Source organism: Pseudodesulfovibrio aespoeensis Aspo-2 (assembly GCF_000176915.2).
In the GTDB taxonomy this organism is placed as follows: Bacteria; Desulfobacterota; Desulfovibrionia; order Desulfovibrionales; family Desulfovibrionaceae; genus Pseudodesulfovibrio; species Pseudodesulfovibrio aespoeensis.
Window position 1 is genome coordinate 1,320,014 of sequence record NC_014844.1, and the last position, 25,239, is coordinate 1,345,252.

The window sequence follows — 25,239 nt, forward strand, 5'->3', positions numbered from 1 at the left end:
CGGCAGGCTGAAGGGCGGGCGTCCAGCTACAAACCGGGCGTTGGTTCGAGGTCGGAAAGAAGGGGCAATCCCTTCTTTCCGGCCACGCCTTCACTCCTGGTCGCTGCCGCCCGCCATGGCGGCCACGGCTTCAACCGGGATGGAGGTGCTTGCGCTGATCTGCTCGACGGTCAGCCCCTCGTCCAGGAGGCGGCGCACGAGCAGGGGGAGCGGCTCGGCCACCTCGACCACGTGGCCGTCCGGGTCGTGCAGCCGGAAGCCGCGCTGGCCCCACGGTGCGGGCTGTACCGGGTGGATGATGTCCTGCCAGCGTTCACTTATGCGGGCGAAGTCCTGGTCCAGGGTCTCGCTTTCAAAATACATTTCGAGGTTGCCCTGGCCCAGCGTGGCCGGGCGCGGCCTGGACCCCGCGTAGATCACCCCGGTGGCGTGGTCCGCCTGCCAGAGGGAGAATCCGCTGGCAAAGGCCACATGCGGGCCGTGGTCGGCCAGCACTGGCTGCCCAAGGATGTCTTCGTAAAAGGCGCGCGAGGCGTCGATGTCGGCCACGAACAGGGCCGGGCCTTGGAAAATCATGGTCATGGGTTTCTCCTGGTGTCGTATCCGGTCAAGTGTCTGCGTTGTTGAGGGCTGCGCCTTTTTTGTCTATCGTGGTCAGACAGATAGCAGAAACAGGAACCGCCTGAAAGAGGGGAAGGAACATATGCCGGTCATCATGGGTACCGCCGGGCACATCGACCATGGCAAGACCACGCTCATCAAGGCCCTCACGGGCATCGACTGCGACCGCCTCTCGGAAGAGAAAAAGCGGGGCATCACCATTGAGCTCGGCTTCGCCTTTCTCGATCTCGGAGCGGGCAGCGCAGGCGACGACGGGCGGCTCGGCATCGTGGACGTGCCGGGCCACGAGAAATTCGTCAAGAACATGGTGGCCGGGGCTACGGGCGTGGATTTCGTCATGCTGGTCATCGCCGCTGACGAGGGCATCATGCCCCAGACCCGCGAGCATCTGGAAATCTGCCAACTGCTCGGCGTGACCACCGGGCTGGTGGCCCTGACCAAGGCCGACATGGTGGACGCCGACTGGCTGGAGATGGTGCGGGACGAGGTGACCTCCTGGCTTGAGCCCACGTTTCTCGGCGGCGCGCCCGTGGTGCCTGTCTCAAGCCACACCGGCCAGGGGCTGGACGACCTCAAGGACGCCCTGCGCACCCTGATCGCGGATTTCACGCCCAGGCGGCGGTCCGACCTCTTCCGGCTGCCCGTGGACCGTGTCTTCACCATGAAGGGACACGGCACGGTGGTGACCGGGACCATGATATCCGGCTCCATTTCCGTGGGCGAGGAGATCCGGCTCTATCCGGGCGACACCCGGTCCAAGGTGCGCGGCCTGCAATCCCATGGCGTCACTGTGGAGACGGCCCAGGCCGGGCGCAGGACAGCGGTCAACCTGCATGGGCTGGAAGTGGACGGCATCCGGCGCGGCGATGTGCTGGCCCGGCCCGGCACGCTCTTTCCCTCGGCTGTCTGGGACATCGAGCTGACCGTGCTCGAATCGTCCAGGCGGCCCCTCAAGCATCGCAAGGAAGTGCATTTTCACCACGGCTCGCGCGAGGTGCTGGCACGGGTCTACCTGATTGACCGGGACGAGCTGAAGCCCGGCGAGACAGCCGTCTGTCAGGTGCGGTTCACCGAGCCGCTGGCCGGGGTCTACGGCGACCGCATCGTGCTGCGTTCCTTTTCGCCGCTACGCGCCTTTGCGGGCGGGCGGGTGGTCGGGCCGAGCGGCCACAAGGTCAAGCGGTTCTCGCCAAAGGCCGAGGCGTTGCGCGCCCTGGCCGATGACGCGCCCGAGGCGGTGGCCGCAGCCCAGCTGGAGCTGGCCGGGCCGCAGGGGGTTGGCTGGAGCGAACTGCTGACCATGACCAACCTCGAATCCAAGGCGCTGGAAAAGACCCTGGGCGTGCTGGGCGGGCAGCAGAAGGCGATCCTTTTTGACCGCGAGGCGCGCCGCTACGCGGGCGGACAGCTGGTGCAGGAGCTGTCGGACGGGCTGCTCGACTGGCTGGCCGCATTCCATCGCAAGGACTCCATGAAGCCGGGCGTGCAGCGCGGCGAGCTGGCGTCGTCGTGGGGCAGGGATGTGCCGCAGAAACTGTTTCATTTCATTGTCGAGCGGCTGCTCAAGAAGGGCGACATGGTGGCCGAGCAGGAACTGCTCAGGCTCAAGGATCACAGCGTGTCCCTGGCCTCGGACCAGGAGGCGGTGCGCACGGCCCTGCTTGCGGCCTATGGCGGCGGCGGGGTCACGCCGCCCAATCTCAAGGATGTGCTCGAACCACTGGGCCTGACAGCCAGACAGGTCGCGCCCGTGCTCAAGCTGCTCCAGGACCAGGGGGAGCTGGTGCGGGTCAAGGACGACATGTACTACCACGGCCCGGCCCTGAACGGGATCAGGGAGGCCATTGTCGGGTTTTTCGAGACCCGCCAGGAGATGTCGGCCCCGGATTTCAAGGACCTGACCGGCCTGTCGCGCAAGTATCTGATCCCGGTGCTCGAACATTTCGACAAGGAAAAACTCACCGTGCGGGTGGGAGATGTCAGGCATATCCGCAAACGTTCTTGACACGGTGGTGGAGGCAACTTACGCCATGCTCATGGCAAGAAAATATCCACATCGCAGGCCACGGTTCCTGTTGGTCTGCCTGTTGCTCATGGCCGTGTTCCTGGCCTCTTTTCTGGCAGGTTGCGCGGGCAGGGGGACTGGCTCGGTCTCCGGCTCCGAGGCCACGGCCCAGTCGCTGGTTGACTCGGCCACGCGAACCTTGCAGGCCGGGCTGGACGGCGAACAGGGAGAGCGGTTGCGCCAGCTCATCGGTCAGGCCAAAGGGGCCATGATCGTGCCTGGCATGGGCAGCGTCAGCTTTCTCTTTTCCCTGGGCGGCGGCAACGGCGTGATGCTGGCGCGCACCGACCGGGGCTGGTCCGGTCCCGCCTTCCTGACCAAGGGCACGGGCGGGCTGGGCATGCAGGCCGGGGTGACCCGCGTCTCCGGCATCATCCTCTACATGCGCGAGGAGGACGTGCGGTATGTGCTTGAAACCGGCGCGCTGCTCCAGGGCCGGGCGGCCATCACCTTTTTGGACGCCGACTTCGAGGGCAACCGTACGCCCGAATTCGTGGAGACCGGCGACGTGATCTTTGTGGGCGATACCGAGGGACTGTACGCGGGCATCGGCGTGAGTACCGGCGGGTTGTCCAACCGGACGAGCCTCAACGCGGCCTATCACCGCACCGCCGATGGCAGGCCGGTACATGTTCTCTATGAAACTGGGAGTGTGCCCGAGGGCGCGCGCGGTCTCATGGACCTGCTCGACCGCGCCGGGGCGCAAGGACGCGAGGCAACAAAAAAGGACGGAACCGAAATTCCGTCCGATTAGGACCACTTGGGGTGAGTGATGGGACTTGAACCCACGGCCACTTGGGCCACAACCAAGTGCTCTACCAACTGAGCTACACCCACCGTGTGAGGGGCATTTCTTAGCTAAGGTTTCAGCCACGGTCAAGCAAAACAATCATGAAAAGGTAAATACATGGATAAACTTATCATCCAAGGTGGCGTTCCGCTTCAGGGCAACATCCGCGTCAGCGGCTCGAAAAACGCGGCCCTGCCCATACTCATGGCCTGCCTGCTGGCCGAGGGCAAAGTGAGCCTGAGCAATGTTCCCCGGCTCGCGGACATCCGCACCTCGCTCAAGCTCCTGAACATCCTGGGGTGCGAAACCGCCTTTGAAGGCAACGAGGCCAGCAGCGAATGCGTGGGCCTCAAGCCCGAAGCGCCCTATGATCTGGTCAAGACCATGCGCGCCTCGGTGCTGTGCCTGGGGCCGCTCCTGGCTCGGCTGGGCGAGGCCAGGGTGGCCCTGCCCGGCGGCTGCGCCATTGGCGCGCGCCCGGTGGACCTGCACCTGCGCGGTCTGGAGCGCATGGGCGCCAAGTTCGAGATCACCGAAGGGTACATCATAGGAACCTGCAAGGACGGCCTCAAGGGCGCGCACATCACCCTCGACTTTCCCACCGTGGGCGGCACCGAGAACCTGCTCATGGCCGCCAGCCTTGCCCAGGGGCGCACCACCATGGAGAACGCCGCGCGCGAGCCCGAGGTGGTGGATCTGGCCAATTTCCTCAACGCCTGCGGGGCCAAAATCAGCGGGCAGGGGACCAGCGTCCTGACCATCGACGGCGTGCCGTCCCTCTCCGGCTGCGATTACCGGGTCATGCCGGACCGCATCGAGGCGGGCACCTACATGGTGGCCGCCGCCATCACCGGCGGGGAGCTCAAGATTTTCGACTGCCCGTTCCAGGAACTGGACGCCGTGAGCTACAAGCTGCGTGCAATGGGCGTCTGGCTCCAGGAGGAGGACGGCTACGTGCTCGTGCGCCGGGAAAACGGGCTGCTCAAGAACGTGGACGTGACCACGCTGCCCCATCCCGGATTCCCCACCGACATGCAGGCCCAGCTCATGGCCCTGATGTGCTTTGGCCAGGGAACAGGGACCATCGAGGAGAAAATCTTCGAGAACCGCTTCATGCATGTGCTCGAACTGGTGCGCCTGGGCGCGGATGTCCGGCTCAAGGGGCGCACGGCCATGGTCCACGGTGTGGGCAGGCTCACGGGCGCGCCGGTCATGGCGTCGGACCTGCGGGCCAGCGCGTCCCTGGTACTGGCCGGACTGGCCGCCAGCGGAACCACCACCATCGAGCGCATCTACCACCTTGATCGCGGCTATGAAAACATCGAGGCCAAACTCTCCGGCGTGGGCGGACGCATCAAAAGAGTGGGAGAATAGGGTCGAGCCGGGGGAAAAACTTTTGGGATAGTTTTCCCCCCGGACCCCCCTTTCAAATCTTTTTGGGTCTACGCCGCCTGGAAAGGCAGGCGGGAGAGAAGGGGCTTGATGGCGGCGTAGGGGGCTGCCGTCCGTACGGGGCGGGCCGCTTTTTTATCAAGTAGAAAAGAAGGCTGCCTTTCCGCGCATCCACGCCCGCTCCGTCGCTCTCCGTCGCCTTGCTCTCACGACCTCGCCTTGCGGCGGAGAGCCGAAAAGTGTTGGAGAGTCCAGAGAACCTTTTCCAAAAGGTTCTCTGGCAGCCGGAGGCATATCCCAAGGCCGCGCGTGAGCTGGCGGTGCGCTGTTTCATGCCGTACACGATAGACGATCACCATGACAACGGAGCGAACTGCATGACCAAACGAATCCGGGTTGGCGGACTTGCCGTTTCCGCCCCTCTGCACGCGATGATGGAGACCGCCCTGGTCGGCACGGGCCTGGACGCCCGGACCTTTTGGGGCGGGCTGGAACGCATCGTGGCCGACCTCGGCCCGAGGAACCGCGTCCTGCTCGAAAAGCGCGACACGCTGCAACAGGCCATCGACGGCTGGCACCGGCAGCGGGCCGGGCAGCCGCACGACCCTGCGGCATACAAGAAATTTTTGCAGGAGATCGGCTACCTCGTGCCTGACGGCGGCGATTTTGCCATCACCACCAGCGGGGTGGACCCGGAGATCGCCACCATCGCCGGGCCGCAGCTCGTGGTGCCTGTCACCATCGCCCGCTATGCCCTGAACGCGGCCAATGCCCGTTGGGGCAGCCTCTACGACGCGCTCTACGGCAGCGACGTCATTGACGAGGGTGGTGGCGCGCACAAGGGCGGTGTCTACAATCCCGTGCGCGGGGCCGAGGTCTTTGCCTTCTGCGCCAGGTTTTTGGATACGGCCCTGCCCCTTGCCACCGGCTCCCATGTGCAGGTGACGGAATATGTTTTGGACGCGGGCGGCGTCCAGGCCCGGCTGGCCGACGGCAGCCTGGCCGCGCTGCGCACCCCCGGCCAGTTCGTCGGCAGCGCGGATCATGATGCCCGTCTGCTTTTTGTCAACAACGGCCTGCACATCGAGCTGTGCATCGACCGCGCGCATCCCGTGGGCAAGGATCATCCCGCCGGGGTCAGGGACGTGGTCCTCGAATCCGCGCTGACCACCATCCTTGATTGCGAGGACTCGGTGGCCGTGGTGGACGGCGAGGACAAGGCCCTGGCCTACGCCAACATGCTCGGACTGGCGCTCGGCACCCTTGAGGCCTCGTTCCCCAAGGGCGCGAAGACCGTCACCCGGACCATGAACCCGGACCGCCGCTACACCGGGGCCAGTGGCGGGGAGGTGGTCCTGCCGGGCCGCAGCCTGCTCCTGGTGCGCACCGTCGGGCACCTCATGACCACGCCCGCCGTGCTCGACGCCGAGGGGAGCGAGATCCCCGAGGGCATGCTCGACGCCATGGCCACGGGCCTGATTTTCTCGCACGACCTGCAAGGCCGGGGCAGGGTCGCCAACAGCCGCGCCGGGGCCATCAACATCGTCAAGCCCAAGATGCATGGCCCGGAGGAGGTCGCCTTTGCCTGCGAACTCTTTGAGCGGACCGAACAGGCGCTGGGCCTGCCCGCCGGGTGCATGAAGATCGGCATCATGGACGAGGAGAGGCGCACCACCCTGAACCTTCGGGAATGCATCCGTCAGGCCAGCGACCGCGTCATCTTCATCAACACCGGCTTTCTCGACAGAACGGGCGATGAAATCCACACCAGCATGGAGGCCGGGCCCGTGGTCCGCAAGGATGCCATGAAGGGCCAGCCCTGGATCATGGCCTATGAAGACTGGAATGTGGACGTGGGGCTTGCCTGCGGTTTCAGCGGCCGGGCCCAGATCGGCAAGGGCATGTGGGCCAAGCCCGACAGGCTCGGCGAGATGGTGGCCACCAAGGGCGCGCATCCCGCTGCCGGGGCCAACTGCGCCTGGGTTCCCTCACCCACGGCGGCCACCCTGCACGCCATGCATTACCACGAAACGGACGTGTTCGCCCGCCAGGGCGAGCTCATGGGCCAGAACCGCGCCACGCGCGATCAGCTCCTGACTCTGCCGCTCATGGCCCGCACACCTTCCGTCGAGGAGGTGGAACACGAGCTGTCCAACAACTGCCAATCCATCCTGGGCTATGTGGTGCGCTGGATCGACCAGGGCATCGGCTGCTCCAAGGTGCCGGACATCAACGACGTGGGCCTGATGGAAGACCGCGCCACCCTGCGCATCTCAAGCCAGCACATAGCCAACTGGCTGCGCCACGGCGTCTGCTCGCACGATCAGGTGCTCACCGCGCTCAAGCGCATGGCCGCCGTGGTGGACCGTCAGAACGCGGACGACCCGGCCTATCGGCCCATGGCCGCGGACTTCGAATCCAGCGTGGCCTTCCAAGCCGCCAGCGATCTGATCTTCAAGGGCGCAACACAGCCAAACGGCTACACCGAACCCATCCTCCATGCCAGAAGGCTGGAGGCCAAGGCCGAATATCGATAGGCATGGTCGAAACGCGGCACCGGGCGCAAAGAGCGATTCAGGACTGGCCAAGGACTTGTGGGCCTGACGTGCTCTGTGGGCGGGGCGGGCCGGTGTCACACGGCTTTCTTCCATGCAGTGCGGGTGTCTCGCACGAGTGAGAGCAGGGCGTTCCCGGCCAGTGCCAGTTCGCCGCTGTTGTCGATGGATTTGAGGGCGGGATGCCTGACTTCGTACGCCTCGGCCAGTGCCAGCCGATGTTCGATTTCAGATTCGTTTTCGCGGCCCCGGACCAGGAGCCGGTGTCTCAGGATGCCGGGTTCCACGGTGATGAGCACGGGCCGCATGTCCGGGTAGCGTCTGGCTGCTTCCGGCAGATAGGCACGGGAGCCGTTGACCACCACGTTGAACCCGGCCTCCATCCAGGCGTCGATCTCGCAGCCGATGCCGTAGCGGTAGCCGTGGCTGTCCCAGTGCAGGGCGAACACGCCGCCTTCCACCCGCGCCTGGAACTCGTCGGGTTGGAGGTGAACGTGGTTCTCGCCGCCTGCCTCGGCGCTGCGGGTGATGTAACGGTGGGCAAAGACGGCCTCGTTCCCCGGACACAGCTTCCTGGCGTAGGCCATGACGCTGTCCTTGCCGCAACCCGAAGGCCCGATCACATATGTCAGTCTGCCGTATTTCATGATCATCTCCTGTCACGCCCCAGCGGGACGCGGTGGGTGAGAAAGAACGGGGCCTCGGTGAACTCCTGGTGAAAAACGCAGATGTCCCGCACAGGATGCGCTGCCTTGCGCAATGGTTCGGTGAACTCCGCCAGCCGTCGCAGCAGCGTCTTGCGCCGGGCCTTGTCCCTGACCGGACCGGTCAGGGTCAGGTGAAACAGGTATTCGCCGAGAACATAGGGATAGCCCCAGTCCGCCAACAGACGCTCCTGGGTCGGCGTCAGCCCCCTGGACCTTTGCCGCTCAAGCTCGGCCAGGGACGGCGGCTCCCTGAAGGCGCCAAGGGCCCGCAGACAGGTCTCGGCCAGGGCGGCGACAGCCTCCTGTCTGGCCGGGACCAGGGCGATGAAGTTGCCGATCTCCCGGATCGTCAGCAGGGGCAGGTCAAAGGGGTGCAACTCCCCGGCAACGGCGTGGACACGCGTGAGGAAATTGTCGGCTGAGCAGGATTCCCTGAGCGCGAACGGCGGCACAAGGGTGGCGTGGAAGCCGTAGTGGCGAGGCGCGCTGGTCAGCTCGCGCAACTGGTCCCGGCTGAGGCCCGGCAGCGCCGGCTGTTCGACAGGCAGTCCGGTCCGGGCGCATCGGCCAACCCATTGACTGCCGAAGCGACCGAGGTCGCTCTCCCGCACCGGGGCAAAATATACCGCGAATCGTTCAGGCATCCCGTCACCCCCGCGTCTTCTCGTACTTGTCCAGGAACGCCTCGGCATCGAGCCGCCTGAAATCATCAAGGGCAAGGGCGAGGGTGTCGTGAGGCCAATCCCACCAGCCCAGCCGGACAAACCGCTCCCCCACAGCCGTTGAAAAGCGCTCCTTGATGAACCGGGCCGGGACTCCGCCGACAACGGCATAGGGCGCGACATCCCTGCTGACCACCGCGCCCGCCGCCACCACCGCTCCGTGGCCCACGCGCACGCCGGGCAGGATGATGGCGCCATGGCCGATCCAGACATCGTTGCCGATGACCGTGCGCTGCGCCCGTCGCCACTCGAAGAGCCACTCCTCGTCCTCGCCGAAGCCGTACTTGTCGCTGCGATAGGTGAAGTGGTGCTGGGCCGCCCGCCAGGTGGGGTGGTTGGTCGGCCCGATGCGGACCTGGGCGGCCACGGACACGAACCTGCCCACCTCGGCGTGGGCCACATCGCATCCCTCACTCAGGTACGAATACGCCCCAAGGGCGCTCTCAAGCACGCGGCAGTTCTCAAGGATCTCGACGTAGGGGCCAAGAATGGAGTCCGCAACGTCCGCTGTCGGGTGGACGCACGGCTCAGGACCAAGGCGCTGTTCGGCGCTGTTTTCTTTGGCTGGATGCTGCATGGTCAAGGACATACAGCCGGGCCGGATGGAAGAAATCACGATATGCCGTCAATTGGGAGACAATGGTGGCAAACGTGTTACAACTCCATGAAATTACGAAAAAAAACGCACAGGTCAAGTACTTGTCTAGTGCTGTTGCCAGACGCATGGCCTACCACCGTGAACAGCAGGCCGCATCAATGGGGATGGGCCGCATACTAAGGAACGGCACGGCAATGGCGTCACTCGAAGGAATCGACCACGATCTGCACCCAGTCGCTGGCGAACAGGCTGACCCCGAACTCGATCGGGACGCCTCGTGCGTCCACGTTGACGCTCTCGGTGATGAGCACGGGCCGCGTCCTGGGCTGACCAAGCTCGCGGGCCTCCTGCGCCGTGGGCATCCTGGCAATGATGCGGGTGCTTTTTCTGAAGTAGTCCCTGACCTTGTAGTGCTCCAGGGTCTGGGTGACCGAGCCTGTCTGGCGGTACACCCTGATCATGCCCGGAAACAGGACGCGCGGAAAATAGGAATGGCAATAGTTGATCCTGCGCCCGTCCGCCTCGCCCGCGCTGGTGATGCGGGTGACCATTTCGCCGGGCCGGATGCCGAGCGCGGCGGCCACAGGTCCATCCGCCTCGATGTCCGCCGCCTCCAGCAGCACATTGCCCGGCGCGCGGCGCTGCCGGGTGAGGTTCTCGCTGAACCGGGTCCGCCTGCCTACCGGGTAGTTGATGACCGGCTCGCGGACAAACGCGCCCCGGCCCTGCTCCACGCGCACCAGCCCGGCCTGCTCCAGCGCGGCCATGGCCCGGCGGATGGTGTGCCGGTTCACTCCGTATTTTTCGGACAGGGCGTTTTCCGACGGCAGCCTGTCGCCGGGCCTAAAGCCGTGGTCCGCTATCTCCCGCTCAAGATTCGAATAGATCTGCCGCCACAAGGCGACACCGCTGTTGCGCGCAAGCATGGGGCACTCTCCCTGGCGATCCGCCAAGTCACAGCGACAACACATCCTCTGTCGGATGTCTAGACAAGCAAGGAGGATGTCACAGAAATGAAACCCGACACCACACCCATCGACTCCATGCTCCTGGGCACCGCAGCCCGGAAACGCTGGATGAGCGTGCTGGCCCGCGCCGGTGCCACGAGGCTGGAACAGGCCCTGACAGCCCTTGGGACGTCGCCGCAGTTCGAACACATCCGCCCGCCCGAGGTCGGGATGGTGCTGGTCCGTGGCCGGGCTGGCGGCGGGGGAGAGCGGTTCAACCTGGGCGAGATGACCATGACCCGGTGCTCGGTCGCGCTGTTCGGCGGTGTGGTGGGCCACGGCTATGTGGCGGGCCGGGACAAGGTCCACGCCGAGTTGGCCGCCATATTCGACGCCCTGCTCCAATGCCCGGAGCACAATCCGGGACTCATGGACCGCGTCATCGACCCCCTTGAGCGCGAGCAGCAGGCACGATGGCGGGAACAACACGATAAAACGGCGGCCACCAGGGTGAACTTCTTCACCATGGTACGCGGCGAGGATTGAGGAATATCGATGCAAGGATGTGAAAAGCGCGAAAAGCGCGAAGAACGCGTCACAGCGACCATTGCGCCTGGCCTGAAGAACCCGGCTCAGGACAACCAGCGGATATTCCGGGCGATCCTGCTGACCATGTCGCGCCCGGGAACCGTGACGGTTCTGGGCAACTGGCCCAAGCCCCCGGCCTCGCTGCACCCTGCGGCCACGGCAGTCTGCCTGGCCCTGGCCGACATGGACACGCCCCTGTGGCTCGGCCCGGCAGCGCCAAGGGACGCCCAGACCTATCTGCGCTTTCACTGCGGATCGCCGCTGGTGACCAGGGAGGAGGACGCGGTCTTCGCCATCATCCCTGACGGTCACGCCCTGCCGGATCTGGCTCGGTTCAATCCGGGAACGCTGGAGTATCCCGACCGCTCGGCCACCGTGATCATCCAGGTCCGGTCCATCGAGGTGGGCTGCGGCGTGCGTCTCTCCGGCCCCGGCATCAGGGACGAGGTCAGGCTGGCCGTTGACGGCCTGCACACGGACTTCTGGCAGGCCATGCAGTGGAACAGCCACCGGTTTCCCCTTGGATTCGACACCATCCTGGCGACAGAAACCGAGATCGTCTCGCTCCCGCGAACGGTCCGGGTGGGGATCTGACATGTATGTGGCTGTCAAGGGTGGCGAAAAGGCCATCGACAACGCCCACCGGCTCATGGCCGGGGAGCGGCGCGGCGACACCGAAGTGCCGGAGCTGACCGTCAGGCAGATCATGGAGCAGATGAGCCTGGCCGTGGACCGGGTCATGAGCGAGGGTTCTCTTTACGATCCGGAGCTGGCCGCCCTGGCGATCAAGCAGGCGCGCGGCGATCTGGTGGAGGCCATCTTCCTGCTGCGGGCCTACCGGACGACCCTGCCCAGGCTGGCCGTGTCCAGCCCTGTCGAGACCTCGGCCATGCGCGTGCGCAGGCGCGTCTCGGCCACCTTCAAGGACATTCCAGGTGGCCAGCTGCTCGGGCCGACCTTTGACTACACCCACCGGCTCCTGGACTTTTCCCTGGCCGGGGAATCCAGCCCCGAACCGGCCCGGACCAGCCCGCACGAGGAGCGCCCCATGCCGCGTGTCATGGACATTCTCGCTGCGCAGGGGCTTGTGGACCAGCCGGACCGCGCTGACGACAAGCCCGTGGCGGACATCACCCGCGACCCGGTCACCTATCCTGCCGGGCGGGATGTCCGCCTCCAGAACCTGGCGCGCGGCGACGAGGGCTTCCTGCTCGCCCTGGGGTATTCCAGCCAGCGCGGATTCGGCGACAACCACCCCTTTGCGGGCGAGATCCGCATGGGCGAGGTGGCCGTGTGCATCGCGCCCGACGAGCTCGGCTTCGAGATCGAGATCGGTGACATCACTGTCTCCGAGTGTGAGATGGTCACCAGCTTCACCGGCTCGAAGACAGAGCTGCCCACTTTCACCCGGGGCTACGGCCTCTCCTTTGGCTATTGCGAGCGCAAGGTCATGGCCATGTCCCTGGTGGACCGGTCGCTCCAGGCCAGGGAGCTTGGCGAGGAGATCGCCGCGCCCTCGCAGGACGAGGAGTTCGTCCTCTCCCACAGCGACAATGTCGAGGCTCAGGGGTTTGTCCAGCACCTCAAGCTGCCGCACTACGTGGACTTCCAGGCTGACCTGATCATGGTGCGCGGGATGCGCGAGGAGATCCTCGGCACAACGGCCCGGAACCGTGACAAAACGGGCGACATAACGGGCGACAAAACTGGCGACATAACGGGCGACAAGGCAGAGGAGGCCGCATGACCCCCATGCACGCGGAAACAGCGACAGTCCGCGAGACCGACGCGGGCAGGGATACCGGCTACAACTTCGCCTACCTCGACGAGCAGACCAAGCGGATGATCCGCCGGGCGATCCTCAAGGCCGTGGCCATCCCCGGCTATCAGGTGCCCTTTGCCGGGCGCGAGATGCCCATGCCCTACGGATGGGGCACGGGCGGCATCCAGCTCTCGGCGAGCATTCTCGGCCCCGACGATGTCTTCAAGGTCATCGACCAGGGCGCGGACGACACCACCAACGCGGTTTCCATCCGCCGCTTTTTCGCCATGATGGCCGGGGTGGAGACCACGGAGAAGACCGCCGAGGCCAGCGTCATCCAGACCCGGCACCGCATCCCGGAGACGCCTTTGTGCGAGGACCAGATCATGGTCTATCAGGTGCCCATCCCCGAGCCGCTGCGCTGGGTCGAACCCCGCGAGTCCGAGACGCGCAAGATGCACGCCCTGGAGGAATACGGTGTCATGCATGTCCAGCTGTACGAGGACATCGCCCGGCATGGCCGCATCGCCACCAACTTCATGTATCCGGTGACGGTCAATGGCCGCTACATCATGAGCCCGTCGCCCATCCCCAAGTTCGACAACCCCAAGCTCCACATGAGCCCGGCCCTGCACCTGTTCGGCGCGGGCCGCGAGAAGCGCATCTACGCCGTGCCGCCCTATACGAGCGTCAGGAGTCTCGATTTCGAGGACCACCCCTTTGTGGTGGAAAAGTGGGACGCCTGCTGCGGGCTTTGCGGAGCGCGGGACAGCTACCTCGACGAGGTGGTGCTCGACGACGCCGGGGAGCGGATGTTCGTCTGCTCGGACACCGACTATTGCGCCAGCCGCCGCGAGCAGGGTCTGCTCGGCCCCATGGCCGCCCGCGACGACATTGCGGAACTCACGGGCCAACGCTCGCAAACCAGGCAGGAAACCCCATGGCCGAATCCGAAAAACCGCTGATCAGCGCGCACGGGCTGACCAAATACTACGGCAGCATGCTCGGCTGCAAAAACGTGAGCTTCGACCTCTGGCCCGGCGAGGTCATGGGCATCGTGGGCGAGTCCGGCTCCGGGAAATCCACGCTCCTCGCCTGCCTGTCGGGCCGGTCGGCCCCGTCCGGAGGGGCGGTGGAGTATCGTTCCAGCGAATTCGGAACCATAGACGTGCATGGTTCCATCGAGCCCGTGCGGCGCAAGCTGATGCGCACCGAATGGGGCGTGGTCCACCAGAACCCGCGCGACGGGCTCAGGCTCGGCGTCACCGCCGGGGCCAATATCGGCGAGCGGCTCATGGGCATCGGCGCGCGCCACTACGGCAACATCCGGGCCAAGGCCCTGGAATGGCTCGCCCAGGTGGAGATCGATGCGGACCGGATCGACCATTTTCCCAAGACCTTTTCTGGCGGCATGCAGCAGCGGCTGCAGATCGCCTGCAACCTGGCCACCTCCCCCAGCCTCATCTTCATGGACGAACCCACCGGCGGGCTCGATGTTTCGGTCCAGGCCCGGCTGCTCGACCTGCTCCGGGGGCTCGTGGCCCGGCTCGGACTCTCGGCAGTGGTCGTCACCCACGATCTGGCCGTGGCCCGGCTGCTGGCCCACAGGCTGATGGTCATGAAAAACGGCGAGGTGGTGGAATCAGGCCTTACCGATCAAGTGCTGGACGACCCCCAGCATCCGTACACGCAGCTGCTCGTCTCATCAATCCTGCAAGCCTAGGAATGGTCATGACCGTTTGCATATCCGTGAAAAACCTCTGCAAGACCTTTACCCTGCACACCCAGGGCGGCACGGTCATCCCGGTCTTCTCCGGGCTTGATCTCGATGTGCGGGCCGGGGAGTGCGTGGCCTTAAGCGGCTCATCCGGAGCCGGGAAATCGTCACTCATCTGCTCCCTGTACGGCAACTACAAGTCACAGGCCGGGAGCATCCTGGTCCGGCACCAGGGGTCTCTCGTGGACATGGTCACGGCCCAGCCGCGCGAGATCATGGATGTCCGCAGGCGCACCATGGGCTATGTGAGCCAGTTCCTGCGAGTGGTGCCCAGGGTGCCGGCCAGGGATGTGGTGGCCGAACCGCTCGCAAGCCTGACCGGCGACCGGGCCGCGGCCAGGGACAAGGCCGAACACCTGCTTGCGCGGCTGAACATCCCGCGCCCCCTGTGGTCCCTGCCGCCCGCCACCTTCTCTGGCGGCGAGCGGCAGCGGGTCAACATCGCACGCGGCTTTTGCGCGGACTACCCGATCCTGCTCCTGGACGAACCCACGGCCTCGCTGGACGCGCACAACCGTCAGGCGGTCGTCCAGCTCATTCTGGAGGCCAAGGCCAGGGGCGCGGCTGTGGTCGGCATCTTTCACGACGAGGAAGTGCGCGGCCTGGTTTCGGACACAGTGTTTGCAATGCGCGGTTTCAGGGAGGCCGCCTGATTATGGATATTGTCATCAAGAATGCCCGCATCGTCGCCGCAAGCGGCATTGTCGCTGGGTCGGTCAAGGTTGTCGGCGGAGTGATCGAGTCCGTGGACCAGGGACCGTGCATGGCCCCCGGCGGGGTGGATTTTCAGGGAGACTATCTCTTGCCCGGCTTTGTGGAGCTGCATACCGACAATCTTGAGCAGGAGCTGGAGCCCCGGCCCGGCGTGTTCTGGCCGGACACGCTTTCGTCCGTGCTGGCTCACGATGCCCAGATGGTCAGCGCGGGCATCACCACGGTCCTGGATGCCGTGTCGCTGGGAGAATACCATGACGGCCCCAAGCGGAGCACCATCCTGGACATGAGCATCCGCGCCCTGCGCAAGGCCCGGTCCACCGGGGTGCTCAAGGCGGACCACAAGCTCCACCTGCGTTGTGAGTATTCGGACCCCAAGGTGCTTGAGATGCTCGCTCCGCATCTGGACGACGACGTGCTGATGCTCGTCTCGCTCATGGACCACACGCCGGGCCAGCGGCAGTTCACGGATACAGACAAGTACCGGCAATACTACAAGAACAGATGGAATGACGAGGAGTTTGCCGAGATGGCAGACCGGCTCGTCGCCACCCAGCGGGCCTGCGCCGCTGAGAACCGGCGAGTCATCGTCGAGCTGTGCCGCCAGCGCGCCATTCCCATGGCCAGCCACGACGACACCACAGCCGAACACATCGGGGAGGCGGTGCGCGAGAAGATCGCCATCTCCGAGTTTCCGACCACGCGGCTGGCCGCGTCCCTGGCCAGACAAGCCGGGATCAGCATCGTCATGGGCGGCCCCAACGTGGTCCGGGGCGGGTCGCATTCGGGCAATGTGGCTGCCCAGGATCTGGCGGCTGTGGGGCTGCTCGACATCCTGTCATCCGACTATGTGCCGGGCAGCCTCGCCTCTGGCGCGTTTGCCCTGCACAGGCGGCTTGGCATTCCGCTGCACGAGACCGTGGCCATGATCAGCCTGAATCCGGCCACGGTGATCGGCCTTTTGGACCGGGGGGAGATCGCGCCGGGCAAGCGGGCTGACCTGGTCCGCGTCCGGGAAATCGAAGGTGTGCCCGCCGTGTTACAAACCTGGGCTGGCGGAACCGCAAGCCCCCTTGAAATAACGGCAAAAAATGCGGCCTGAATGTTACGGGGCCGTCCATGATCATAATGGAAAGGTCACAGGATCATCATACCCCCGTAGCGGGATTGTTATAGACCCATGCTGATGAGGAATGGCCCTGCCCATGTCCAGCTTGTTCCAGAAAGAACCGACTTTGGAGGCGCAATATGAAATCAATCGACCTGAATGCGGGCAAGGTGGCCGTCAGGGCCAGGAATCTCTGCAAGGTGTATCCCAACGGCACTGTGGCCCTCAATAATGTCAGCCTGGATGTCAGGCAGTCCGATTTTGTCGTGGTCATCGGGCTCTCGGGCGCGGGCAAGTCCACCATGCTGCGCTGCCTGAACAGGCTCATCCGGCCCACCAGCGGCGAACTGTCCCTGTTTGGCGACGACATCACCACGGTCAACGGGAACAAGCTGAAGCAGGTCCGCCGCAGGGTGGGCATGATCTTCCAGCAATTCAACCTCATCAGAAGGCTGAGCGTCCTGGAAAACGTCCTGGTCGGGCGGCTGCGCTTCAACGCCAGCCTGACCAAGCGGTGCTGCTCCATGTTCCGCCACTTTTCCCGGCAGGAGAGGGAGTTCGCCTTTGACTGCCTGAAGCAGGTCGGCATCGCCGATCTCGCGTTCCGCCGGGCCGATGCCCTGTCGGGCGGCCAGCAGCAGCGTGTGGCCATCGCCCGCTCCCTGGCCCAGGAGCCGGAAGTCTTCCTGGCTGACGAGCCCATCGCCAGCCTTGATCCCCGCAGCTCGGAAACTGTCATGCAGATACTCACCCAGATCCACGAGGAGCGGGGTATCCCGGTCCTGGTCAACCTGCACCACATCGACTTTGCCCAACGCTACGGCAAGCGCATCCTCGGCATGTCCAAGGGCGAGATCATCTTTGACGGCACGGCCCGCGACCTCAATTGCGACAACGTGTCCTGCATCTACGGCGACAAGGCGGAAGAGGCCCTGGAAGAGCTCTCTGCCGCCTAGAACCATACTGGAAAAGCAAGGACTGATTGTGAGAAAAAACAATTCCAACCGATTACAGGAGAATTCCCAATGTTTGGCAAAATGACGAAACGACTCATCGTTGCTGCCCTTATGCTGGCTTTTGCCCTGCCCGGCCTCGGCCACGCAGCCCCTGCTGACTGGCCTGCGGTCATCAAGTTCGGCTTCATCCCCACCGAGGGTGCCGCCGACTCGGCCAAGCGCGCCAAGCCCATCGCCGACAAGCTTGAGGCGGTCCTGGGCGTGAAGGTCGAGGTCTTCACCGCCTCCGACTACAACGGCATCATTACTGCCATGGCCAACAAGCACATCGACTTCGCCTACTTCGGCCCCAAGAGCTACATCGAGGCCGCTGAAAAGGCCAATGCCGAAGCCCTGGTCCTCGAACTGGACCAGGACGGCCAGCCCGGCTACACCGGCATCATCATCGCCCGCAAGGATTCCGGCATCACCACCATGGAGCAGGCCAAGGGCAAGACCTTTGCCTTCACCGATCCCAACTCCACCTCCGGCTTCCTGGTTCCCAACGTCATCTTTGCCAGGGACATGAAGGTTGATCCCAAGGCGTACTTCAAGGAAGTCCGTTTCTCCGGCTCCCATGGCGCGTCCATCCTGGCTGTCAAGAACAACTCCATCGATGTCGCCGCCACCAATGACATCGACCTGAACCGCATGATCCAGAAAGGTTCTGTGGCCATGGACGAATTCGTCATTCTCACGAAATCCGACCTCATCCCCGGCGCTCCCATGACCGCGCGCAAAGACCTTCCCGCCAGCCTGAAGGCGGCCTTTGCCGGAGCCCTTCTGCAGATCAATGACGACCCCGAGGCGCTGAACATCCTGCAAAACGGCGGCTACGCGCACACCAACGACAAGAACTACGACATCATCCGCTACATGAATCGGCTCAAGAAACAGCTGGACAAGCAATAGCCATGAGTCAGGACCTGACACTCGATCATGTCACCCCCAAAGCGACCCTCCTCCAGAGGGTCGCCATGGGGGGGCTGCTCGCCCTCGTGCTGGCCGTTCTCGCCGCCTCCTACATCTCGACGGACATCAACCCGTTCAAGCTGTATGAAAAACGGCAGAACGCCTTTGAATACCTCTTTGGCCGCCAGTTGAACGAGGCCGACGAGCGCGACGCCATGGCCCAGGCCATGCGGCTGCCGGAGATCATCGCCTTTGAAGAGGCGTATCAGGATATCAAGTCGGAATATGTTGCAGACGGCCGCAAGTTGGACACCGTGGCCATCCAGCGCGAAGCCCAGGCGCGGGCCGACAAGCGCCTCGCGGCCATGAGCCCGACCGATCGGGAAACCCTGGTGCAACAGGAATACGCGCGCATCGCTGACGAGAAATCAGGGGGATATTTCCCGCCTGTTACGGCCTGGAGCTACCTGAAGGAGTATTCCAAGGCGCTCATCGAAACCGTGGCCATCGCCATATGGGGAACCCTGCTGGCCTTTGTGGCAGCCATCCCCATGGCCATGTTCGCGGCCCGTAACACTCTCGAACTGATGGTCCAGGGCGATGGCCTGCGCCAGAAGGTGATCCGCTGGTTCGGCCAGTTTGTGGCCCGTCGGACCCTCGACTTCTGCCGCGGGTTCAACGAGTTCGTCATGGCCCTCATCTTCGTGGCTGTCATCGGGCTCGGCCCGTACGCGGGCGTGCTCGCCCTGGCCATCCACACCTTCGGCATCCTGGGCAAGGTGTTTTCCGAGGCCATAGAGCAGATCGAGCCGGGGCAGGTGGAGGCGGTGACCGCCTCGGGCGCGGGACCGGCCCAGATCATGGCCTTCTCGGTCATCCCCCAGGTCATGCCGCTGATCGTCAGCTACACCCTGCTGCGGTTTGAATCCAACGTCCGCTCGGCCACCATCCTCGGCTTTGTGGGCGCGGGCGGCATCGGCTTCCTCATGTTCGACAAGATCAACGGCTACCTCTACCGCGAGGTCTGCACCATGATGATCATGGTCATACTCTCTGTCACACTGATCGACTATATGTGCGGCGTGCTGCGGCGGCGTTTCGTCTAACGGTTTTCGCCCAGTGGCGAAGAGAGGGGGGCAGGCCGTCAGGTCCGCCCCCCTTTCCGTCCCTCTGATCCGAACCGGAGCACCCGGTCAAGGCGATCTCGTAACACTGCCGCCCAAAAATGCGCCGGAGCGTGACTAATTGTGACAATCGTGCGCACCGTATTGAACTGGCCGTCCAATTGAGGGTAGTGGCAGTAGTTCAACAACACTCCGAAGGAGACTCAATGGGAAGCGACACGAAAGCCACCAGCCAGATGGACATCCGGGAACTGCCCGCTTTTTTCCGCTTGCTGGCCGACGCTCTTGAAAAGGGGGGCGACGGCGAGTTCGTCGGGAGTGACGAGTTCAGGAAATTCAAGATCAGCGGCAAGAACGAATTTGGCCAGGTCACGGTCAAGGTGAAGTTCAAATCCGCCGGGGAGTGCGAGGCGGCTGAAGAGGCCGAAGAGTGCGACGAGTGCCGCGCCTCTGGCACGCTGAAGTACAAACATCTCAAAAAGCGCATGAAAATCAGCTTCAGGCTGATTTTCAAGATGATTCACGAAGGGCAGATGCCACCTGCGGAAGCCGTGGAATCCTTCCTGGCCGACTCTGATCTGATGATCGGCTATCCCGGCTATGGCGACGAATACTATGCCCAGTATGCCAAGGTCTGCGCCACGTTCAAGGCGGCATTCGAGTCCGGCGACCTCGCCCGGATGGGAGAGGCCGTTGATGCCATCGCCCACGAGAAGAGCCGCTGCCACGCCAAGTACGACTGAAACACCAGCTCTGGAGCGGCACCCATGAAACTGATCAAGAAAGGCGAAATTCCGGACAGGCCGGGTCCGCTTGCCGGGGCATCCCCGGAGATAACCGAGGACGACAGCAGGCGTTTCTTCGAGCTGGTCTCGACCGACCTGATGCCCTGGCAGGTCGAGCAGGTGATCACGCCGTCGCAGGTCCATGCCCGCCAGGAGGCCCTGCTTGCGGTCCACTGGCACCCGGAGTTCGTGCCCATGGAGCATATCCGCAGACGGGTGGAAGCCATGTTTCCGAATCGCCAAGAGGAACTGCTCATCCCCACCCAGCACAACGAGCTCATGAGCTGGGACGGCCACTCCGGCGTGGAGGTGGACTGCTACTCCAGCGGGTTCAACCGCAAGGTGCAGCTTCTGCTTCATTTTGCCGACGACCGGGTGCGCGACGCCGGGGTGCTCCGTTCGATGCTCATCCATACCTTCAAGTACCGTTCGGGCCAGCTTTTTGACTTCATGCACACCATCACCAAGCCCATTGAGCCTCGGATACAGGCGGCTGCCAGGATTTCCGGCGCAGACGTGGAACTCGTGGAGTTCGTCCGGCGAGGCGTCTCCAAGATCGAGCGGTTGCTGGACGAACACTGGGCCGATGTGCCGCGCCAGTCGGTCAAGAACAAGCTGCTGCGCAACTGGTTCGACTCCCTGCGGCCCGAGCTGGGCGATGTGGCCATCGACCGGGTCCAGGCCTATCTCAAGGCGGTCAAGGAGATCGTCAAGCAGGGATTTGATCTCTCCTTCTTCTACCGGGCGAGCGAGGTCATCGAGGAGGTCCGGGGGCTTGGCGGATGCGTGGTCATTCCCCACCCGGAGCAGTTCTGGCCCATCCTGCTCAGGAACTACGACGTGGACGGCATCGAGGTGTGGAACCCCCAGTCGCAGGAGTATACCGAGTTCCTCATCTCGGTGGTCAACGAGCAGAACGAGCGGCGGCAGAAAAGCGAGCGCAGGGTGCTCATCTTCATGGGCGACGACTGCCACATGGGGGAAAAGACCAAGCCGCTTGATCAGCAGGATGCGGTCAAGGCGGGGCGCGAGGTCGGGCTTCAGCCCGCCTGGGACGACCTGGCCGTCAGGAAACGACTCATTGTCAACAACATCAGCCGACATTCAGTCATCAATGAATACAGGGCCCGGCTCGCCGGATAACCCAAAGGGGTGCTTCATGTCTGAAGAGAAATTCGTCTTTGACTCGCTGCAGGACAGCGAGACCATCAAGGCATTCCTGGCCTCTCTCACCGAAGGGTTCGAGAAGGGGAGCATCACCCTCTCGACCAACGGCGACGCCATTGAACTCAAACCCGACGGCCTGCTGAACTTCATCGTCAAGGCCCGCAAAAAGGGCACGGAAAACAAGCTGTCCATCAAGGTCGAGTGGAAGGATGCCGCCAAGCTGAAGAAAGACACCGATGAAAAACTGAAGGTCAGTTAGGCGATGATCACATTTGAAGGTTTGGACGAGAATTTCAAGTTCATCGTCCTCGAGGTCGAGAATCAGGCCCGGTCCACCCGGAAGTTCATGGACGCCCCGTCCCGGCAGCGCTACTCGAAGATCGCCAATCGGGACGACTACATCGACAACCTGAAGACGATCATCGAGAACAAGTGTTACTCGCGCATCCACTCGGACAAGTCGCTGGACAAGAACCAGATCAACAGGATCCGGGCCATACAGGTGATGTGCGTCAACCTGGAGAAGATTGCCGATTATTTCGTCAACATCACCAAGCAGATGCGGTATCTGGACGACCAGTCGTTCATCAAGAAGTACGACTACGGGGAGGTTTTCGACATCATCTTCGATCGGCTCGCGGCCATCCTGGCCGCCTTCAGGAACGAGGACATGTCCAAGGCGCTCTACATCTGCAAGGCGGAGCCAATGCTGGACAGCGTCTACAAGGTGCGGTTCGACCGGATCATGAATGAGATGGGCATGGGCCGCGACGCCCAGAGCCTGATCACCGTGCTGTTCATCTTCCGCTACTTCGAACGGGTCGGGGACGCCCTGCTCAATATCGGCGAGGCCGTCATCTTCTCGTTGCTGGGTGAGCGCATCAAGATCGAGCAGTTCGAGGCATTGCAGCAGACCCTGACCAAGTCCGGGTTCAGCGATTCGTTTGCGGACATTGATTTTCGCGCCATCTGGGGCACACGGTCCGGATGCCGCATCGGCAAGGTGGAGCAGCGGGACGCGACCACTTCCTCCGAGGAAAGACGGCAGGGCAGCATCTACAAGGAAGGGAGCCTGGAAAAGATTCGCAAGGAACGGGAATCGATCCAGCGCTGGAAGCAGACCTTCCCCAATCTCGTGGCCGACATCTACGGCTTTCACGAGGATGCCGACAAAGGCTCCATGCTGGTGGAATTCCTCAACGGCTGTACCCTGGATGAGGTCGTCCTCTCCGGTGAGGACGAACTCGTCCGAAACGCTTTGTTCATCTTTGAAAGCACAGTCCTTGAGACCTGGACAACCACCCTGGAGCGGTTGCCGGTCAAGACCAACTATATCTGGCAGGTGCAGTCGAGGCTCGAAAGCGTGCTCCAGACCCATCCCGAATTCTGGCGCACGCCCAAGTCCCTGGGCAGCGCCGAGGTCCGGTCCACCGAGGAACTCCTGGTCCGTTGCGCCGAGATCGAGGACGAGATGGAGGCGCCGTTTTCCGTGTTCATCCACGGCGACTTCAATATCAACAACGTGGTCTACAATAACGAGGCGCAGCAGGTGCACTACATCGACCTCTACCGCTCCCGCGATTTCGACTACGTGCAGGATGCTTCGGTCTTCCTCGTTTCCAACTTCAGGATGCCCATCTTCGATACCGATCACCGGGGCCGCATCAACAGCGTCATCAACCAGTTCTACGGGTTCGTCAAAGGGTTTGCCCAGGAGCACGAAGACCCGACCTTTGAGGCGCGCATGGCCTTTGCCCTGGCCCGGTCGTTCTATACCTCGACCCGGTTCGAGCTGAACTTCAAGTTCGCCAAGGAGATGTACAACCGGTCCATGTTCCTGCTCGAAAAGATATCCCATTACCGGGGTCGCAACTGGGAGAAGTTCTCCCTGCCGACCCAAGTCCTCCACTACTAGCCCGCAACAAGGAGCTGCCGCGTGAAAATTGGAGTCATCGGAACCGAGGGCGGCTGGTCCTCGGAAACGCTTGCAGACACCGTGGCCCGCAGAACCGGGGAACGCATCCTCATCGGCATGGATCAGGTCCGCCTCGACCTGCCCTCCGGGGACGCGTTTTACAACGGCCACAACCTCAAGGATTTCGACGCCCTGATCATCAAGAAGATCGGAGCCCGGTATTCACCGGACCTGCTGGACCGGCTGGAGGTGCTGCGCTACCTGGCCGAGCGTGGGCTGAAGATTTTCAGCTCTCCCTACTCGATCCTGCGGGTGCTCGACCGCTTGAGCTGCACCATCACCATGCAGTTGGCGAACATCCCCATGCCGCCGACCACCATCACCGAAAGCGTGGATCAGGCCCTGACAGCCCTGGAAATGTACGGCGAGGCGGTCTTCAAGCCGCTCTACACCTCCAAGGCGCGGGGCATGTTCATCCTCGAAAACGGCCCGGACGCCCGCGCCGCCATCGAGCAGTACAGGACCGAGAACCCGATCATGTACATCCAAAAAACCATAGAGCTTGGCGATCTCGACCTCGGCATCGCCTTTCTCGGCGGCGAGTACCTGACCACCTATGCCCGGTGCAAGACCAACGGGGCGTGGAACACCACCACCGAGTCCGGCGGCAAGTATCGGCCCTACGAGCCGTCCCCTGAAATCATCGAACTCGCCCACAAGGCACAGGCGCAGTTCGATCTCGACTTCACCTGCGTGGACGTGGCCATCACCGATGACGGCCCCTATGTCTTCGAGGTCTCGGCCTTCGGCGGGTTCCGGGGCATCCAGGAGACCAGCGGCATTGATGCGGCACAGCGGTATGTCGAGTACGTCATGGAGAGAATATGATGCTGACTGATGTCACTTCGTGCAAGGAACTGGTGGCGAGGTTCAGGGAGTCCGTCCCGGCGGACAAAGGGCTGTTGCTCGATTTCGGCGGCTGCGTCGTCCAGGCGCTGTGCAGCACCGATACGCTTCGCGACGAGCTCGCGGCCTATTTCAAGGAGTTTGTCACGCCATCCGGCAGCCCGGACATCGTGGTCTCGGCCCACGAGGCTGACCCGCCGGAAACCGGCCTGGATTTCTCGGTCAAGCAGCCCGACTCCGGCAAGACAAAGATCAAGGAGGAGTGGGCGGACCTGGAAGATGGCCGCGTGGTGCGCAAGCGTCTGACCGGGATGCATTTTGTCTTCGGGCAGGGGGAGAACGCGACCATTGGTCCCTGCCTCGCCAATTCCAACCAGGTCATCAACTTCATCAACAACCGGTTCATCGAGTGGAAGCTCAACCTGGGCGGGCTTCTTGGCCATGCCGCGGGTGTCGCCCACCATGGCCGGGGCATCTCCCTGGCCGGTTTTTCCGGGGCGGGCAAGTCCACCCTGGCCCTGCACCTCATGAGCCGGGGGACCACTTTCATCAGCAACGACCGGGTCATGGTGGAGCAGAACGGCAATGGGCTGACGATGTTCGGCGTGGCCAAACAGCCGCGCATCAATCCCGGCACGGCCCTTCACAACCCGGACCTGTGCAACATCGTGGAGCCGGATATGAGAAGGGACTTCCTGGCCATGCCGCCGGAGGAACTGTGGCGGCTCGAACACAAGTATGACGCGCTCATCGACGAATGCTACGGTCCTGGCCGGTTCATGCTCAGGCACACCATGAACGCCCTGGTCATCCTCAACTGGACGCGGGGCGGCGGCTCCATGAAGGTCTCGATGGTCGATCCCCTGGAGCGTGCCGATCTGCTGGCCGCATTCATGAAGGACACCGGCCTGTTCTACCTGCCCGCCGACCCGGAGCGGGCAAAGGGACCGGACGTGGGCGACTATGCCCGCATGCTGGGCAGGGCGGATTTGATCGAGATATCGGGCGGCATCGACTTCGAAGGCGCCTCGACCGTCTGCCTGCACTACATGGCCACGGGGGAACTCCCTGAAAACCAGCTGTAATTCA

25 protein-coding genes and 1 tRNA gene are annotated in these 25,239 nt (G+C 63.5%); 20 read left to right on the forward strand and 6 right to left on the reverse strand.

Going from position 1 to position 25,239, the window contains the following annotated elements; genetic code table 11:
* Positions 1–90 precede the first annotated feature (90 nt).
* Complete coding sequence (locus DAES_RS05785) at positions 91–582, reverse strand: VOC family protein (protein WP_013514100.1); 492 nt, start codon at positions 580–582, stop codon at positions 91–93.
* A gap of 121 nt (positions 583–703) precedes the next feature.
* Here DAES_RS05785 and selB point away from each other — a divergent pair, with 121 nt between their 5' ends.
* Positions 704–2,626 carry a selenocysteine-specific translation elongation factor gene (selB, locus tag DAES_RS05790; RefSeq protein WP_013514101.1) on the forward strand — a complete coding sequence of 641 codons (1,923 nt, stop codon included), beginning with the start codon at positions 704–706 and terminating at the stop codon, positions 2,624–2,626.
* A 25-nt stretch (positions 2,627–2,651) separates the two neighbouring features.
* A complete protein-coding gene (locus DAES_RS05795; protein ID WP_013514102.1) occupies positions 2,652–3,440 on the forward strand; it encodes a lipid-binding SYLF domain-containing protein in 789 nt (262 codons plus the stop codon).
* 7 nt (positions 3,441–3,447) lie between these two features.
* Here DAES_RS05795 and DAES_RS05800 read toward each other — a convergent pair.
* Positions 3,448–3,523: transfer RNA gene (locus DAES_RS05800), tRNA-His, on the reverse strand.
* 70 nt (positions 3,524–3,593) lie between these two features.
* Here DAES_RS05800 and murA point away from each other — a divergent pair.
* Entirely contained in the window at positions 3,594–4,850 is a 1,257-nt protein-coding gene (gene murA, locus DAES_RS05805) for a UDP-N-acetylglucosamine 1-carboxyvinyltransferase (protein WP_013514103.1), read from the forward strand.
* A 395-nt stretch (positions 4,851–5,245) separates the two neighbouring features.
* Complete coding sequence (locus DAES_RS05810; protein ID WP_013514104.1) at positions 5,246–7,405, forward strand: malate synthase G; 2,160 nt, start codon at positions 5,246–5,248, stop codon at positions 7,403–7,405.
* Between the two features lie 95 nt (positions 7,406–7,500).
* Here the strand turns inward: DAES_RS05810 and phnN are convergent, their stop codons facing one another.
* The 4 genes from phnN to phnF form a co-directional block, all read right to left on the reverse strand.
* Positions 7,501–8,070 carry a phosphonate metabolism protein/1,5-bisphosphokinase (PRPP-forming) PhnN gene (phnN, locus tag DAES_RS05815; protein ID WP_013514105.1) on the reverse strand — a complete coding sequence of 190 codons (570 nt, stop codon included), beginning with the start codon at positions 8,068–8,070 and terminating at the stop codon, positions 7,501–7,503.
* 2 nt (positions 8,071–8,072) lie between these two features.
* On the reverse strand, positions 8,073–8,774 hold the full coding sequence (locus tag DAES_RS05820) for a DUF1045 domain-containing protein (RefSeq protein WP_013514106.1): 702 nt from the start codon (positions 8,772–8,774) through the stop codon (positions 8,073–8,075).
* A 4-nt stretch (positions 8,775–8,778) separates the two neighbouring features.
* Positions 8,779–9,441: a DapH/DapD/GlmU-related protein gene (locus tag DAES_RS05825; protein ID WP_157864814.1), complete on the reverse strand. Its 663-nt coding sequence runs from the start codon at positions 9,439–9,441 to the stop codon at positions 8,779–8,781.
* A 209-nt stretch (positions 9,442–9,650) separates the two neighbouring features.
* Positions 9,651–10,376: a phosphonate metabolism transcriptional regulator PhnF gene (phnF, locus tag DAES_RS05830; RefSeq protein WP_013514108.1), complete on the reverse strand. Its 726-nt coding sequence runs from the start codon at positions 10,374–10,376 to the stop codon at positions 9,651–9,653.
* An 87-nt stretch (positions 10,377–10,463) separates the two neighbouring features.
* Between phnF and phnG the strand changes: the two genes are divergently transcribed.
* The 16 genes from phnG (at position 10,464) to DAES_RS05910 (ending at position 25,235) form a co-directional block, all read left to right on the forward strand.
* Positions 10,464–10,943: a phosphonate C-P lyase system protein PhnG gene (phnG, locus tag DAES_RS05835; protein ID WP_013514109.1), complete on the forward strand. Its 480-nt coding sequence runs from the start codon at positions 10,464–10,466 to the stop codon at positions 10,941–10,943.
* Between the two features lie 9 nt (positions 10,944–10,952).
* Positions 10,953–11,579 carry a phosphonate C-P lyase system protein PhnH gene (phnH, locus tag DAES_RS05840; RefSeq protein ID WP_013514110.1) on the forward strand — a complete coding sequence of 209 codons (627 nt, stop codon included), beginning with the start codon at positions 10,953–10,955 and terminating at the stop codon, positions 11,577–11,579.
* Between the two features lies 1 nt (position 11,580).
* On the forward strand, positions 11,581–12,732 hold the full coding sequence (locus DAES_RS05845; protein ID WP_013514111.1) for a carbon-phosphorus lyase complex subunit PhnI: 1,152 nt from the start codon (positions 11,581–11,583) through the stop codon (positions 12,730–12,732).
* Positions 12,729–13,712 carry an alpha-D-ribose 1-methylphosphonate 5-phosphate C-P-lyase PhnJ gene (locus DAES_RS05850; protein WP_013514112.1) on the forward strand — a complete coding sequence of 328 codons (984 nt, stop codon included), beginning with the start codon at positions 12,729–12,731 and terminating at the stop codon, positions 13,710–13,712. Before DAES_RS05845 ends, DAES_RS05850 begins: the two co-directional genes overlap by 4 nt.
* Positions 13,688–14,470, forward strand: coding sequence for a phosphonate C-P lyase system protein PhnK (phnK, locus tag DAES_RS05855; protein WP_013514113.1), 783 nt, complete (start codon positions 13,688–13,690; stop codon positions 14,468–14,470). Before DAES_RS05850 ends, phnK begins: the two co-directional genes overlap by 25 nt.
* Positions 14,471–14,478: 8 nt before the next feature.
* Complete coding sequence (phnL, locus tag DAES_RS05860; RefSeq protein ID WP_013514114.1) at positions 14,479–15,177, forward strand: phosphonate C-P lyase system protein PhnL; 699 nt, start codon at positions 14,479–14,481, stop codon at positions 15,175–15,177.
* Between the two features lie 2 nt (positions 15,178–15,179).
* The gene (locus DAES_RS05865; protein ID WP_013514115.1) at positions 15,180–16,340 is read left to right on the forward strand and encodes an alpha-D-ribose 1-methylphosphonate 5-triphosphate diphosphatase; all 1,161 of its coding nucleotides are present in this window, start codon (positions 15,180–15,182) and stop codon (positions 16,338–16,340) included.
* Positions 16,341–16,486: 146 nt separating this feature from the next.
* On the forward strand, positions 16,487–17,302 hold the full coding sequence (gene phnC, locus DAES_RS05870) for a phosphonate ABC transporter ATP-binding protein (protein ID WP_013514116.1): 816 nt from the start codon (positions 16,487–16,489) through the stop codon (positions 17,300–17,302).
* Between the two features lie 69 nt (positions 17,303–17,371).
* The gene (phnD, locus tag DAES_RS05875) at positions 17,372–18,253 is read left to right on the forward strand and encodes a phosphonate ABC transporter substrate-binding protein (RefSeq protein WP_013514117.1); all 882 of its coding nucleotides are present in this window, start codon (positions 17,372–17,374) and stop codon (positions 18,251–18,253) included.
* Positions 18,254–18,255: 2 nt separating this feature from the next.
* Positions 18,256–19,359, forward strand: a complete 1,104-nt coding sequence (phnE, locus tag DAES_RS05880) for a phosphonate ABC transporter, permease protein PhnE (RefSeq protein WP_013514118.1) — start codon at positions 18,256–18,258, stop codon at positions 19,357–19,359.
* A 224-nt stretch (positions 19,360–19,583) separates the two neighbouring features.
* A complete protein-coding gene (locus DAES_RS05885) occupies positions 19,584–20,120 on the forward strand; it encodes a GAK system XXXCH domain-containing protein (RefSeq protein ID WP_013514119.1) in 537 nt (178 codons plus the stop codon).
* A 24-nt stretch (positions 20,121–20,144) separates the two neighbouring features.
* The gene (locus DAES_RS05890) at positions 20,145–21,305 is read left to right on the forward strand and encodes a PHP domain-containing protein (RefSeq protein ID WP_013514120.1); all 1,161 of its coding nucleotides are present in this window, start codon (positions 20,145–20,147) and stop codon (positions 21,303–21,305) included.
* Between the two features lie 16 nt (positions 21,306–21,321).
* Positions 21,322–21,588: an amphi-Trp domain-containing protein gene (locus DAES_RS05895; RefSeq protein WP_013514121.1), complete on the forward strand. Its 267-nt coding sequence runs from the start codon at positions 21,322–21,324 to the stop codon at positions 21,586–21,588.
* Between the two features lie 3 nt (positions 21,589–21,591).
* Positions 21,592–23,244 carry a PhoU domain-containing protein gene (locus tag DAES_RS05900; protein ID WP_013514122.1) on the forward strand — a complete coding sequence of 551 codons (1,653 nt, stop codon included), beginning with the start codon at positions 21,592–21,594 and terminating at the stop codon, positions 23,242–23,244.
* Between the two features lie 21 nt (positions 23,245–23,265).
* The gene (locus DAES_RS05905) at positions 23,266–24,132 is read left to right on the forward strand and encodes a GAK system ATP-grasp enzyme (RefSeq protein ID WP_013514123.1); all 867 of its coding nucleotides are present in this window, start codon (positions 23,266–23,268) and stop codon (positions 24,130–24,132) included.
* Entirely contained in the window at positions 24,129–25,235 is a 1,107-nt protein-coding gene (locus DAES_RS05910; RefSeq protein WP_013514124.1) for an HprK-related kinase B, read from the forward strand. Before DAES_RS05905 ends, DAES_RS05910 begins: the two co-directional genes overlap by 4 nt.
* Positions 25,236–25,239: the final 4 nt, after the last annotated feature.

Coding starts and splice junctions, on each gene's coding strand:
- phnE (WP_013514118.1), top strand. CDS start 18,256: ATGAGTCAGGACCTGACACTCGATCATGTCACCCCCAAAGCGACCCTC.
- DAES_RS05820 (WP_013514106.1), bottom strand. CDS start 8,774: ATGCCTGAACGATTCGCGGTATATTTTGCCCCGGTGCGGGAGAGCGAC.
- phnG (WP_013514109.1), top strand. CDS start 10,464: ATGAAACCCGACACCACACCCATCGACTCCATGCTCCTGGGCACCGCA.
- phnC (WP_013514116.1), top strand. CDS start 16,487: ATGAAATCAATCGACCTGAATGCGGGCAAGGTGGCCGTCAGGGCCAGG.
- DAES_RS05910 (WP_013514124.1), top strand. CDS start 24,129: ATGATGCTGACTGATGTCACTTCGTGCAAGGAACTGGTGGCGAGGTTC.
- DAES_RS05845 (WP_013514111.1), top strand. CDS start 11,581: ATGTATGTGGCTGTCAAGGGTGGCGAAAAGGCCATCGACAACGCCCAC.
- DAES_RS05785 (WP_013514100.1), bottom strand. CDS start 582: ATGACCATGATTTTCCAAGGCCCGGCCCTGTTCGTGGCCGACATCGAC.
- DAES_RS05900 (WP_013514122.1), top strand. CDS start 21,592: ATGATCACATTTGAAGGTTTGGACGAGAATTTCAAGTTCATCGTCCTC.
- murA (WP_013514103.1), top strand. CDS start 3,594: ATGGATAAACTTATCATCCAAGGTGGCGTTCCGCTTCAGGGCAACATC.
- DAES_RS05810 (WP_013514104.1), top strand. CDS start 5,246: ATGACCAAACGAATCCGGGTTGGCGGACTTGCCGTTTCCGCCCCTCTG.
- phnK (WP_013514113.1), top strand. CDS start 13,688: ATGGCCGAATCCGAAAAACCGCTGATCAGCGCGCACGGGCTGACCAAA.
- phnF (WP_013514108.1), bottom strand. CDS start 10,376: ATGCTTGCGCGCAACAGCGGTGTCGCCTTGTGGCGGCAGATCTATTCG.
- phnH (WP_013514110.1), top strand. CDS start 10,953: ATGCAAGGATGTGAAAAGCGCGAAAAGCGCGAAGAACGCGTCACAGCG.
- selB (WP_013514101.1), top strand. CDS start 704: ATGCCGGTCATCATGGGTACCGCCGGGCACATCGACCATGGCAAGACC.
- DAES_RS05850 (WP_013514112.1), top strand. CDS start 12,729: ATGACCCCCATGCACGCGGAAACAGCGACAGTCCGCGAGACCGACGCG.
- DAES_RS05885 (WP_013514119.1), top strand. CDS start 19,584: ATGGGAAGCGACACGAAAGCCACCAGCCAGATGGACATCCGGGAACTG.
- DAES_RS05795 (WP_013514102.1), top strand. CDS start 2,652: ATGCTCATGGCAAGAAAATATCCACATCGCAGGCCACGGTTCCTGTTG.
- phnN (WP_013514105.1), bottom strand. CDS start 8,070: ATGAAATACGGCAGACTGACATATGTGATCGGGCCTTCGGGTTGCGGC.
- phnL (WP_013514114.1), top strand. CDS start 14,479: ATGACCGTTTGCATATCCGTGAAAAACCTCTGCAAGACCTTTACCCTG.
- phnD (WP_013514117.1), top strand. CDS start 17,372: ATGTTTGGCAAAATGACGAAACGACTCATCGTTGCTGCCCTTATGCTG.
- DAES_RS05825 (WP_157864814.1), bottom strand. CDS start 9,441: ATGTCCTTGACCATGCAGCATCCAGCCAAAGAAAACAGCGCCGAACAG.
- DAES_RS05865 (WP_013514115.1), top strand. CDS start 15,180: ATGGATATTGTCATCAAGAATGCCCGCATCGTCGCCGCAAGCGGCATT.
- DAES_RS05890 (WP_013514120.1), top strand. CDS start 20,145: ATGAAACTGATCAAGAAAGGCGAAATTCCGGACAGGCCGGGTCCGCTT.
- DAES_RS05895 (WP_013514121.1), top strand. CDS start 21,322: ATGTCTGAAGAGAAATTCGTCTTTGACTCGCTGCAGGACAGCGAGACC.